The sequence below is a fragment of the Actinomycetospora sp. genome, assembly GCF_036497245.1.
In the GTDB taxonomy this organism is placed as follows: Bacteria; Actinomycetota; Actinomycetes; order Mycobacteriales; family Pseudonocardiaceae; genus Actinomycetospora.
This window is the reverse complement of sequence record NZ_DASXJS010000214.1, coordinates 1-10,808: the sequence shown is the minus strand read 5'-3', so window position 1 is coordinate 10,808 and position 10,808 is coordinate 1. Positions and strand designations below refer to the sequence as shown.

At 74.3% G+C, this 10,808-nt stretch carries 10 protein-coding genes and 1 pseudogene; 6 read left to right on the top strand and 5 right to left on the bottom strand.

Annotated features, from left to right (window positions below; genetic code table 11):
* Positions 1-544: pseudogene (locus tag VGI02_RS22900) on the top strand (DUF3417 domain-containing protein); the annotation flags it as partial.
* 115 nt (positions 545-659) lie between these two features.
* Here the strand turns inward: VGI02_RS22900 and VGI02_RS22895 are convergent.
* Together VGI02_RS22895 and glgX are read right to left on the bottom strand one after the other, a co-directional pair.
* On the bottom strand, positions 660-1,226 hold the full coding sequence (locus tag VGI02_RS22895; RefSeq protein WP_331631201.1) for an endonuclease domain-containing protein: 567 nt from the start codon (positions 1,224-1,226) through the stop codon (positions 660-662).
* A 523-nt stretch (positions 1,227-1,749) separates the two neighbouring features.
* The gene (gene glgX / locus VGI02_RS22890) at positions 1,750-3,804 is read right to left on the bottom strand and encodes a glycogen debranching protein GlgX (protein WP_331631199.1); all 2,055 of its coding nucleotides are present in this window, start codon (positions 3,802-3,804) and stop codon (positions 1,750-1,752) included.
* Positions 3,805-3,991: 187 nt separating this feature from the next.
* Here glgX and VGI02_RS22885 point away from each other — a divergent pair, with 187 nt between their 5' ends.
* From VGI02_RS22885 to VGI02_RS22870, 4 genes are read left to right on the top strand one after another with little or no spacing between them, the layout of a single operon-like run.
* The gene (locus VGI02_RS22885) at positions 3,992-4,759 is read left to right on the top strand and encodes an ABC transporter ATP-binding protein (RefSeq protein ID WP_331631203.1); all 768 of its coding nucleotides are present in this window, start codon (positions 3,992-3,994) and stop codon (positions 4,757-4,759) included.
* Between the two features lie 44 nt (positions 4,760-4,803).
* Positions 4,804-5,583, top strand: a complete 780-nt coding sequence (locus VGI02_RS22880) for an enoyl-CoA hydratase/isomerase family protein (RefSeq protein ID WP_331631198.1) — start codon at positions 4,804-4,806, stop codon at positions 5,581-5,583.
* Positions 5,584-5,585: 2 nt separating this feature from the next.
* Positions 5,586-6,617 carry a class I SAM-dependent methyltransferase gene (locus tag VGI02_RS22875; protein WP_331631196.1) on the top strand — a complete coding sequence of 344 codons (1,032 nt, stop codon included), beginning with the start codon at positions 5,586-5,588 and terminating at the stop codon, positions 6,615-6,617.
* A 20-nt stretch (positions 6,618-6,637) separates the two neighbouring features.
* The gene (locus tag VGI02_RS22870; RefSeq protein WP_331631194.1) at positions 6,638-7,801 is read left to right on the top strand and encodes a class I SAM-dependent methyltransferase; all 1,164 of its coding nucleotides are present in this window, start codon (positions 6,638-6,640) and stop codon (positions 7,799-7,801) included.
* Between the two features lie 13 nt (positions 7,802-7,814).
* Here the strand turns inward: VGI02_RS22870 and VGI02_RS22865 are convergent, their stop codons facing one another.
* Together VGI02_RS22865 and VGI02_RS22860 are read right to left on the bottom strand one after the other, a co-directional pair.
* The gene (locus tag VGI02_RS22865) at positions 7,815-8,765 is read right to left on the bottom strand and encodes a nucleoside hydrolase (protein WP_331631192.1); all 951 of its coding nucleotides are present in this window, start codon (positions 8,763-8,765) and stop codon (positions 7,815-7,817) included.
* A gap of 3 nt (positions 8,766-8,768) precedes the next feature.
* Positions 8,769-9,638, bottom strand: coding sequence for a ribokinase (locus tag VGI02_RS22860; RefSeq protein WP_331631190.1), 870 nt, complete (start codon positions 9,636-9,638; stop codon positions 8,769-8,771).
* 49 nt (positions 9,639-9,687) lie between these two features.
* Here VGI02_RS22860 and VGI02_RS22855 point away from each other — a divergent pair, with 49 nt between their 5' ends.
* Complete coding sequence (locus VGI02_RS22855; protein ID WP_331631189.1) at positions 9,688-10,428, top strand: acyltransferase; 741 nt, start codon at positions 9,688-9,690, stop codon at positions 10,426-10,428.
* 19 nt (positions 10,429-10,447) lie between these two features.
* Here VGI02_RS22855 and VGI02_RS22850 read toward each other — a convergent pair whose 3' ends face one another.
* Positions 10,448-10,678 carry a hypothetical protein gene (locus VGI02_RS22850; RefSeq protein ID WP_331631187.1) on the bottom strand — a complete coding sequence of 77 codons (231 nt, stop codon included), beginning with the start codon at positions 10,676-10,678 and terminating at the stop codon, positions 10,448-10,450.
* Positions 10,679-10,808 lie beyond the last annotated feature (130 nt).

Genomic DNA, 10,808 nt, shown 5'->3' with positions numbered 1-10,808 from the left:
CGACGGCGTCCCGGACCGCTGGACCTCGCTGGTGCGCCACACCCTCGCGACGCTCTCCCCGAAGGTCCAGGCCTCGCGGATGGTCATGGACTACGTGAACGACTGGTACGCGCCCGCGGCCGCGGCGGCCCGCGTCGTGGCCTCCGACGGGTTCGCCGGGGCGAGGGAGCTCGCGGACTTCCGCGCCCGCCTCGACGCCGCGTGGCCGTCGGTGCGGGTCGCGGAGGTCGACGCCTCCGGGGCGGCGGACACCCCGGTGCTGGGCGCGCCGATGACGGTCCGCGCGACGGTCGACCTCGGCGGTCTCGCGGCGTCGGACGTGCTGGTCCAGGCGGTCGTCGGGCGCGCGGACGACCACGACGAGCTGACCGGCACCGTCGTCGAGCCGATGGTGCACGTCGGCGGCTCGGGCGGGACCGACCGGTTCGAGGCGACGATGCCGCTGCCGCACGCGGGGGTCCTGGGTTACACGGTGCGGGTGCTGCCGGCCAACCCGCTGCTCGCCTCGCCCGTCGAGCTCGGCAAGGTGGTCCTCCCGGCGTAGGGCCCTCCCGACGGTGGGCGGCGGGCCTCGCGCTTCGCCGCCTGCCGTGCCCGGGGCCATGATCGCGACTTCAGCGGCGCAACGCTCATGTGACGCCAAGACTCGCCGCTGAAGTTCAGATCATGGCCAGTGGGCCCCGGTCCGAGAGTGCCTCGCGGACGTTGGCCACGAATCGGTCGGGGTCCTCGGTCAGCTCGTACCAGCTCGTGCGAATGACCACCCAGCCGTCGAGCACCAGGGCGTTCTGCCGGGCGGCGTCCTTCAGGAACGCGCGTAGGTCGCGGTGGTAGGCCCAGCCGTCGATCTCGACGAGCACCCGTTGCTCGACGAACGCGAGGTCCAGTACGGCGCGCCCGTATCCGTTCAGCCACACCGCGTGGTCCGCGTGCCAGCCCAGGATGCCGCCCGTCGACAACGCGCGGTGGGCGATGCGCTCGGCCTCCGACCGCGCACCGCCCGCGGCGAGACGGAGCAGGGCTGCGCACCGGGACGAGCCGTGGCGGCCGGTGGAGCGGCGGTGCGCTCGCTGCAACGACGCCAGGTCCACTGCGCCCTTCTGCAGGACGTGGTCCAGGAGTCGCGCACCCTCCATCGCTTCGACCATCGCGACGGCGGCGAGCACTGTGGTGGCCTTCTTCGTGACGGCCACCCCGTCCACGACCACGCGATCTTCCGGAGGCACCGCGCGCCGCAGGATGCGAACGCCAGCCCGGGGCCGCGGTTGGCTCTGCTGGGCCACAGCGACCTCGACGATGGACGGAGCCGTGTCGATCATCCGCCACCAGTACGCGGCCGAGCGCCCGATCAAGGTTGCCCCGGAGCCGAGGGAGAGGAGAGCGACCCGGATCCGAGCGCGTGGTGTGTCGGGGTGATCCGTCGCGCGCAGGACTCCGGACGCCGGGCGGACCCATTCGCCCCGCGCGACCTTCGCGGCGATTCTCTCCGGTGTGTACCCCGCATCTTTCGCCTGCCCGACGCTGAAGACGCCGTCCCCGTTTCGGAGCTGAGCCCGGAAGCGCGCCGCCCGCTGGTCCACCCTCATGCCGCTTGGACGTCACCGGAGGGGTTTCCGCTCCGTCCGGCTTGAAGATCGCGACCTCAGCGGCGAGTCATGGTCCTCCTTGGGAGTGTCGCCGCTGAAGTCGTGATCATGGGCCGGCTCGCGGCCAGACGGCCCGCGGCCAGACGGCCCCGGCGGGACGGGGTTACACCGCGCGGAACACCAGGAACGTCTGGCCGGGCACCGCCACCGCCGTCCCGGCCGCCAGCGCCGCCCCGTCAGCCGGTTCCCCGTCGGGAGCGCCCGAGTCCAGGACCGGGGACCACGCCGCGTCGCCGAACTCGCCGGGCAGCACCACCTCCACCGGCTCCGCCGCGGCGTGCAGCACGACCAGCACCGGGGACGCCGAGCGCACCCGCACCACGAGTGTCCGCAGCGGCGTCGCCCAGTCCTCGGGTCCCAGCTCCCGGGCCGACTCCGAGAGCCACACGATGTCGGGCACCTCGCCGTCGGGCAGACCCGAGTGGCCGTAGTAGAAGTCGTCGCGCCGCAGCTCGGGCACCGACCGCCGCAGCGCGAACACCCGCTCCACGAACCCCACGAGCTCGGGGTCCTCGGAAGACCACGACCGCCACGAGGTCTCGTCGTCCATGCAGTACGCGTTGTTGTCGCCGTGCTGGGTGTGGGCGAGCTCGTCGCCGCCGAGCAGCATCGGGGTGCCCGCGGACAGGCCGAGCGTCCCCAGCAGGTTGCGCATCCGCCGGGCCCGCAGCGCCACGACCGCCGGGTCCGGGGAAGGTCCTTCGACGCCGCTGTTCCAGGAGCGGTTGTCGTCGGTCCCGTCGCGGTTGTCCTCGCCGTGGGCGTCGTTGTGCTTGTGGTCGTAGGAGACCAGGTCGCGCAGGGTGAACCCGTCGTGCGCGGTCACGAAGTTCACCGACGCGGCGGGTGTCCGGCCCGGCCAGTAGATGTCGGACGAGCCCGCGAACCGCGTGACGATCTCGCTCACCGGCCCGTGGCCGCGCCAGAAGTCGCGCACCCCGTCGCGGTAGCGCCCGTTCCACTCCGCCCACTCCGGGCCGAACCCGCCGACCTGGAAGCCCTCGCCGGTCGCGTCCCACGGCTCGGCGATCAGCTTCACGCTCGAGAGCACCGGATCCGCGGCGATGTCGGTCAGCAGCGGGGCGTGCGGCGAGAACCCCGACCCGCCGGGCCTGCCCATGGTCGAGGCGAGGTCGAAGCGGAAGCCGTCCACGCCCATCGTCGTGACCCAGTACCGCAGGCAGTCCAGGACCAGGGCGCGGACCAGGGGAGACCCGGCGTCGAGGGTGTTGCCGCAGCCGGTGAGGTCGACGTCGCGGCCGTCGGCGTCGAGCTGGTACCAGGACGGCGCGTCGAGCCCGCGCCACGACAGCGACGGCCCGCCGACGCCGCCCTCGCAGGTGTGGTTGAACACGACGTCCAGGACGACCTCGAGCCCGGCGGCGTGCAGCGCGTCGACCATCGCGCGGACCTCGGCGAGCTCCTGCCCGGGCACGGCGGCGTAGCGCGGCTCCGGCGCGAGGTAGGCCAGCGTGGAGTAGCCCCAGTGGTTGCGGCGCCCGCGGACCATGAGCGAGGGCTCGGGCGCGTTGGCGAACACCGGGAGCAGCTCGACGGTCGTCACCCCGAGCCGCCGCAGGTGCTCGACGACGGCGGGATGCGCGACGCCGCCGTAGGTCCCGCGCAGGCCCGCGGGGACCTCGGGATGGCGCATCGTGAGGTCCCGCACGTGGGTCTCGTAGATCACCGTGTCGCGCCACCGCACGCGCGGACGGTCCGCAGCAACGGGCCCCACCGGAGACGGCACCACCCCGAACGGCACCGATCCGGCCGAGTCGACGTCCGAGCGCGGGCCGAACGGGTCCTCGCCGGCGTGGGCGAGCGCGGCCCCGAGCGAGGTGAACCGCCCGCCGACCTGGCGTGCCCACGGGTCGAGAAGCAGCTTCGCCGGGTCGGTGCGCACGCCCGTCGTCGGCGACCACGGGCCGTGGACCCGCAGCCCGTAGCCCTGACCGGGGGCCACGCCCGCCACCGAGCCGCGCCACCAGCCCCCGCCGGCTCCCTCCTCGCGCGCCAGCTCCACCGGCCGCTCGCCGCCGTCGCCGAGCAGGCAGAGCTCCACGGCCTCCGCGCTCGCGGTCGCGGGGACGGCGACCGTGAGCACCCCCTCGTCGTCGAGGGTGACGCCGGCGGGCGTGTCGGTCGGGAGGGCCGTCATGGATACGACGGTCCCCTGGCTGGTGGGGCGCATGACGGTCGATCGTGCCCGATCCGGAGCCCGGCCCACACGGCCGGCGGCGAACCGGATCGGAGAGGATGGACACGTGAGTGCCCCCCGTTCCGTCTCGCCCACCGACGACGGCACGGCGACGGACGACCGTCCGCACGCCGACGAGATCGTCCGGATGCGCGACGTGTCCGTGCGCCGCAGCGGCAACACGCTGCTCGGCGACGTGGAATGGACCGTCGAGCTCGACGAGCGCTGGGTCGTCATCGGACCGAACGGGGCGGGCAAGACGACGCTGCTGCGCCTGGCGGCCGCCGAGATGCACGCCACCACGGGCACCGTCGACCTGCTCGGGGAGCGGATGGGGCGCGTCAACGTCTTCGAGCTCCGGGAGCGGATCGGGCTGGCGTCGTCGAGCCTCGCGGGGCGGGTGCCCTCGGACGAGATCGTGCTCGACGTCGTCCGCAGCGCCGGATACGGCGTCCTCGGCACCTGGCACGAGTCCTACGAGGCGGTCGACGACGGCCGCGCCGAGGAGATGCTCGAGGTGCTGGGCGCGGCGCCGCTGGCCGCCCGCGAGTACGGGACCCTCTCCTCCGGGGAGCGCCAGCGCACCCTGCTCGCCCGCGCGCTGATGACCGACCCCGAGCTGCTGCTGCTCGACGAGCCCGCCGCCGGTCTCGACCTCGGCGGCCGGGAGGACCTGGTGGCCGGGCTGACCGCGCTCGCCGCCGATCCCGACGGCCCGACGATGGTCATGGTCACCCACCACGTCGAGGAGATCCCGCCCGGCTTCACCCACGGCATGCTGCTGCGGGAGGGCCGGATCGTCGCGCAGGGCCTGCTCGACGACGTGATGACCTCGGAGAACCTCTCCGCCGCGTTCGACCAGCCGCTGGAGCTGCTGAGCCGACGCGGCCGGTTCACCGCGTACCGCAAGGACTGATCGACGCTAGGTTGGGCCGCCGAAGACCCAACGAAGGGAGCGCTGTGACGGAGTTCGTGCGACTCGAGGTCGACGCCGGCGTCGGCACCATCCGCCTGGACCGCCCGCCGATGAACGCGGTGAACCGGCAGGTCAACGTCGAGCTGGCCACCGTCGCGCAGGAGGCCACCGACCGCGACGACGTCCGTGCGGTCGTCGTCTACGGCGGCGAGAAGGTCCTCGCGGCGGGCGCCGACGTCAAGGAGATGGTCGACCTCTCCTACTCCGAGATGGCCGGCCGTGCGCAGGAGCTCTCGCACGGCTTCGGCGCCGTCTCGGAGATCCCGAAGCCGGTGGTCTGCGCCCTCACCGGCTACGCGCTCGGCGGCGGGTTCGAGATCGCGCTGTCGTGCGACCGCCGGATCGCCGGGGACAACGCGACGGTCGGGCTGCCCGAGATCCTGCTCGGCATCATCCCGGGCGGCGGCGGCACCCAGCGGCTCGCGCGCCTCATCGGCCCGGCCAAGGCGAAGGACCTGATCTTCAGCGGCCGCTTCGTCAAGGCCCCCGAGGCGCTCGAGCTGGGGATCGTCGACGAGATCGTGCCGCCGGACGAGGTCTACACCCGGGCGCACGCGTGGGCCTCCCAGTTCGCGAACGGCCCGACGCGCGCCCTCGCGGCGGCCAAGAAGGCCGTGGACCGCGGGCTCGGTATGGACCTGCGCGACGGGCTGGACTTCGAGTCCGAGGTGTTCGCGGCGCTGTTCGGCACCGAGGACCAGGTTATCGGCATGCGCAGCTTCAACGAGAACGGGCCCGGCAAGGCCCAGTTCCTGGGCCGCTGAGCGTGGCGGCCCCACAGTCACGCGAACCCCGGCCCCACGCCTCCCAGGCCGAGGTCGACGCCGCCCGCGACGATCCCAAGCTCGCGAACGTGCTCTACCACGACTGGGAGGCGGGCTCGTACGACGAGAAGTGGTCGATCTCGTACGACGAGCGCTGCATCACCTTCGCCGTGGACCGCTTCCGGGCGGCCGCGGGTGAGACGGGTCCGTTCGAGCACGCGCTCGAGCTCGGCTGCGGGACGGGGTTCTTCCTGCTCAACCTCATGCAGGGTGGGATCGCGAAGCGCGGCACGGTGACCGACCTGTCGCCCGGCATGGTCGAGGTGGCCCTGCGCAACGCCGAGGGGCTCGGTCTGGACCTCGACGGCCGCGTCGCCGACGCCGAGACGATCCCGATGCCGGACGCGTCGGTCGACCTGGTGGTCGGCCACGCCGTCCTGCACCACATCCCCGACCTCGACCAGGCGTTCCGCGAGATCCTCCGGGTGCTGCGGCCCGGCGGGCGGTTCGTGTTCGCGGGGGAGCCGACGAAGATCGGTGACCTGTACGCGCGCAAGCTCGGCCAGGCGACGTGGTGGGCGACGACGACCCTGACGAAGCTGGGTCCGCTGTCGTCGTGGCGGCGCCCGCAGGACGAGCTCGACGAGTCGTCGCGGGCGGCGGCGCTGGAGGCGGTCGTCGACCAGCACGTGTTCGACCCGGCCCGACTGGAGCGGTTCGCGCTCGCCGCCGGCGCCGTCGACGTGCGGTGTGTGACCGAGGAGCTCACGGCGGCGCTGTTCGGCTGGCCGGTCCGGACCTTCGAGGCCGCCGTGCCGCCGGAGAAGCTGGGGTTCCCGTGGGCGATGTTCGCGTACCGGACGTGGCAGCGGCTCTCCTGGTTCGACGAGCACGTCGCGTCCCGGGTCGTCCCTCGCGGGCTCTTCTACAACGCGCTGGTCACCGGCGTGCGGCCGGAGCCTCCGGCGTCGATCTCGGCGCCCACGTCAGAAAAGTCCCGTGACGGACACTGGACGTCCGAGAACCGGCGTTGATCACGCGATAGGGGGGTGGCGTGGGGTACGGCTTCACCGTTCCCGACGTCGCGTTCCTGACGTCGGCCGCGGGTCGCGAGGCGCTGGAGTCGTTCGTCCCGGGCGGTGACGCGCTGCGCGACGTCGGGGCGGCCCGGAAGCTGGTGGGGCCCGAGCGGGCGGGGGCGCTGCTCGAGACGGCGCTGCTGCGGCAGCGGGCGGCGGGCCGTCTCCCCGACGGCTGGCTCTGGACGGCGGAGGCGCTGGAGCAGGCGACGGCGCTCCCGGTCGCCCGCCACCGGGCGGCGCGCCTCGCCGCGGTCGCGGCCGACCGGGTGGTGGCCGACGTGACCTGCTCGGTCGGGGTGGAGACCGCGGTGCTGTCGTCGGCGCTGGCCCGGGTCGTCGGTGCGGACCTCGACCCGGTGCGCCTCGCGATGGCGCGCGCGAACGTGCCGGGGGCGCGGCTGGTGCGGGCGGACGCGCTCGCGCCCGCGGTCCGGCCGGGCGCGGTGCTCGTCGCGGACCCGGCGCGGCGGACGGCGGCCGGACGTCGGGTGCGCCGTCCGGAGGAGATGACTCCGCCGTTGGACGCCATCGCTGACACGGACCTGGCTGACACGGACCTGGTCGTCTCCACCGCCCCCGGGCTCGACTTCACCCTCGTGCCCTGGGCCCGCGAGGTGGAGCTCGTGTCCCTCGACGGGCGGGTGCGCGAGGCGGCGCTGTGGTCGGCGGGGCTCGTACCCCAGGACGGCCCCACCCGCCGCGCCACCGTGCTCTCGAGCCGCGCCGCGCCCTGGCAGCTCACCGACGCCGACGACGACACCTGCGGCGTCCGGGAAGTCGGCGAGTGGCTCGTCGATCCCGACGGTGCCGTGGTGCGCGCCGGCCTGGTCCGCCAGTTCGCCGCCCGCCACGGTCTCGGCCAGCTGGACCCCCACCTCGCCTACCTGACCGGCGACGAGCCCCCACCGGGCCTCCGCGCGTTCCGGGTCCTCGAGGACGGCCCGTACGCGGAGAAGCAGCTCCGGCAGACCCTGAGGCGCCGCGAGGTCGGACGCGTCGAGATCCTCGTCCGCGGTCTCGACGTCGACCCGGACCGCCTCCGGCCGCGCCTCAAGCTCGCCGGGCCGCACGCTGCGACCGTCGTGCTCGCCCGGATCGGGCGCGGTGCCCGGGCCTACGTGTGCGAGGCCGGATAGGCCGCCTCAGCTCTCACGATGCGGGTGGACGCGCGAGACGGCGCCGGAGCTCGGCGCGGACCGCGGTCGCGTCCGCCTCCAGCGCGACGTCCACCGGTCGGGCCGCCGCGACGGCCTCGGCCCCGCGCATGTCCGCGATCGTCGCGCCGCGTCCCGGGCCGGTGGAGGTGTCGACGTCGACCGGCATCGGCGTCGTCGTCACGGTGCCCGGCGTGATCGCCTCGAGCAGCGCGACGGCGTCGTGGACCGCCATCGCGGCGTGCCCGAAGCGGGCCGAGTACGCCGCGAGGTAGGTCTCCCGGGTCGACGCCAGCGCGGCACCGATCGGGCCGGTCCCGGCGAGGTCGTCGAGCCAGTCGGCGCTCAGCGTGATCCGCATCGTGAGGTCGAGCGGGACCATCGTCGTCGGGACGCTCGACCCGGCGAGCACCCGCCGCGCCGCCTCGGGATCGCCCCAGACGTTGAACTCGGCGGCCGCCGACACGTTGCCGCCGAAGGCGATCGACCCGCCCATCGCCACGATCCGCCCGATCCTCTCCTCGAGGTCGGGGCGGGCGGAGAGCAGCGTCGCGATGTTGGTGAACGGTCCGATCGCCGCGATCGTCACCGGCTCCTCGGACGCCTCGAGCACCGAGGCCATCAGCGCCACGGCACGCAGCGGCGACTCGGCGACCGCCGGGCCGAAGTCGGCCGACCGGCCGCCGAGGCCGTCGTCGCCGTGGATGCCGTCGGAGCGCCGGTCGATCGGGTGGACCAGCGGGACCCCCGCGCCGCGTCCCACCGGTACGTCCGGGCGCCCGAACGTACCGAGCAGTCGGCGGGCGTTCCCGGTGGTCTGTTCGACGCCGACGTTGCCGTGCACGCTGGTCACCGCGCGCAGATCCACCTCCGGGGCGAGGGCGGCGACGGCGAGCGCGAAGGCGTCGTCGACGCCGGGGTCGGTGTCGACGATGAGCGGGATCATCCGTCAGGCCTCCGGAAAGCTCTCGAGTTCGGCAAGTGTCGGCAGGGCAGGCTGGGCGCCCGCGCGGGTGGCCGTCAGCGCGCCCACCGCGCACGCCCGTCGCAGTGCGGACCCGTCGTCGAGTCCCCCCGCGAGCCCGAGGGCGAGGGCGGCCGTGAACGCGTCGCCCGCGCCGGTGCCGTCCTTCGCGTCGACCGGCGGCGGTGCCGCGGTGGCGACCTCCCGCCCGTGACGGAGCAGCGTCGCCCCGGCGGCACCGCGGGTGACGACGACGGCGGGCAGGGCGTCGAGGTCGGCGGTGCGGCCCAGGACGGCGTGCTCGTCGGCGTTGACCGAGAGCAGGTCGACGGTGCGCAGCACCTCGGCCGGGACGTCGCGGGCCGGGGCGGCGTTGAGCACCGTGAACGCGGGCATTGCCATGGCGGCCGCGACCGCGTCGTCCGAGACCTCGAGCACGGTGAGGACGACGTCGGCGCGCAGGCCGTCCGGCACCGTCACGGCGGCGTTGGCGCCGGCGTCGACGACGATCGTCGTCTCGCCGTCGTCGTCGACCTGGATGAGCGCGGTCCCGGTGGGCCGGTCGTCGACGGTGACGACGCGGGTGAGGTCGACGCCGCCCGAGCGCAGCAGGCCCAGCGCCTCGCCGGCGAACGGGTCCGCCCCGACCGCCCCGACGAGCGACACCGCGGCGCCCAGTCGCGCCGCGGCGAGCGCCTGGTTGGCGCCCTTGCCGCCGGGGTGGCGGGAGACGCCGCGGGCGGGGAGGGTCTCGCCGGGTCGGGGCAGGCGCTCGACCCGGGCGACCAGGTCGAGGTTGACGCTGCCCACCACGGCGACGGTCGGCACGCGGGGTGCCTGCTGCGGGCCACTCACGCGGGGCATCCTGCCGTCCGTCGACCCGGTCCGCCGTACGCTCCGGCGGGTGAGTCGGAGCCGGGTGACTGGGAGCCGGGGCCGGTGGGCGACGCGGCACGATCCGGCACAGGCGCGCCTGGTCTGCTGGGCGTCGTTGCGCTGGATCGTGCGACACCGGGCGTGGACGCCCTGGTACCTGGTGCGCTACTGGCGGGTGCTGTGGCTCCGGGTCCGCCAGCCGCACATCGTGCTCCGCGGAATGGTGTTCCTCGGCAAGGGCGTGACGCTCGAGTGCCGCCCGGGGCTGGGGCGGATGGAGATCGGCCGCCTCGTGCACATCGGCGACGGCACGAAGCTCCGCTGCCACGAGGGGTCGCTGCGCGTCGGGGACGAGGCGGTGTTCGGCGGCGACAACACCGTCAACTGCTACCTCGACGTCGAGTTCGGTGCCTCCACGCTGCTCGCCGACTGGATCTACGTCTGCGACTTCGACCACCGCTACGAGGACATCCACACCCCGATCAAGGACCAGGGCATCGTCAAGTCACCGGTCCGGGTGGGTCCCGGGACGTGGGTCGGGACCAAGGTGACGATCCTGCGGGGCGCGACCGTCGGGCGCGGCTGCGTGCTGGGCGCGCACGCCGTCGTGCGCGGGATCATCCCCGATCACGCGGTGGCGGTGGGCGCACCCGCGCGGGTCGTCCGGGACCGGATCGCCGACTACGAGGCCGCCGCCTCGGAGCGGGCCGCTCTCGCCGACATCGCGCGCAAGACCGCCCGGGCCGCGGAGACCGCCCGCGACGGCTGACCGCCCGGGCCCCGCGTCGTCAACTCTCCGCCTGGTCGGACCCGTCTTCCAGGGGCTCGACGGCGCACAGGAAGTCCCGGGAGCCCAGGAACTCGGCCAGGTGCTCCCGGTGGGCGTCGCAGGCGACCCACGTCTTGCGGCGCCCGCTCTCATGGATCTTCGGGTTGTTCCACCGCAGCGCCCAGACCGCCACGGCGGTACACCGTTTCGCCGAGCAGACCGGCGCGTCGAGCGAGGATTCGACGGTCATCACGCACCTCCCTCGGTGCAGCGACAAAGCCTGGCAGATACCACCGTCGCCGGGTCCGGAAACGCTCAGGTCCGGCCGAAGACGTTACCGGTCGGGATCTTGGGGCGGCCCGGGGGCGGCCCGGGGGCAC

Excerpts from the sequence above, each read along its gene's own strand:
- VGI02_RS22885 (WP_331631203.1), top strand. The coding sequence starts at position 3,992 with ATGCGCGACGTGTCCGTGCGCCGCAGCGGCAACACGCTGCTCGGCGAC.
- glgX (WP_331631199.1), bottom strand. The coding sequence starts at position 3,804 with ATGACGGCCCTCCCGACCGACACGCCCGCCGGCGTCACCCTCGACGAC.
- VGI02_RS22850 (WP_331631187.1), bottom strand. The coding sequence starts at position 10,678 with ATGACCGTCGAATCCTCGCTCGACGCGCCGGTCTGCTCGGCGAAACGG.
- VGI02_RS22865 (WP_331631192.1), bottom strand. The coding sequence starts at position 8,765 with ATGATCCCGCTCATCGTCGACACCGACCCCGGCGTCGACGACGCCTTC.